The sequence below is a fragment of the Psychrobacter sp. TB20-MNA-CIBAN-0197 genome, assembly GCF_040309765.1.
GTDB lineage: Bacteria > Pseudomonadota > Gammaproteobacteria > Pseudomonadales > Moraxellaceae > Psychrobacter > Psychrobacter submarinus.
In genome coordinates this window covers 1-463 of the sequence record NZ_JBEOPC010000107.1, presented here as the reverse complement: position 1 = coordinate 463, position 463 = coordinate 1, and the positions used below count along the sequence as shown (strand labels likewise).

General features: G+C 61.8%; 1 protein-coding gene. It reads right to left on the bottom strand.

Translation table 11 applies throughout. The annotated features are described in order from the left end of the window. Positions 1–49: 49 nt before the first annotated feature. Positions 50–463 (bottom strand): phosphoenolpyruvate carboxykinase (ATP) (locus AAEY83_RS12865; RefSeq protein WP_351059293.1); only part of this gene is annotated, 414 nt, incomplete at its 5' end.

Sequence of the window (463 nt, the reverse complement as noted above, 5' to 3'; positions counted from 1 at the left end):
TGAAAAAACCGCCCCAAACGGCGGTTTTTTATTCACAGCAAACCACAACTTACAACTTCGGCCCAGCCGCCTTGATCGCGTCGCTCACTTCGAACTTCTTGAAGTTCTCGATGAACAGACCGGCCAATGCTTTGGCGGCCTCGTCGTACGCAGCCTTGTCAGCCCAGGTGTTGCGTGGGTTGAGCAGGTTAGTGTCGACGCCCGGGACGGCCAGAGGCACGTCGAGGTTGATGGTGTCGAGGTGTTCGGTGGCTGCACCGATCAGCGCGCCGCTCTGGATCGCGGCGATCACCGCGCGGGTGGTCGGGATGTTGAAGCGTTGGCCGACGCCGTAGCCGCCGCCGGTCCAGCCGGTGTTGACCAGGTAGACCTTGGAGCCGAAACCGCGGATGCGCTTGATCAGCAGTTCGGCGTATTCGCCAGCCGGACGCGGGAAGAACGGTGCGCCGAAGCAGGTGGAGAA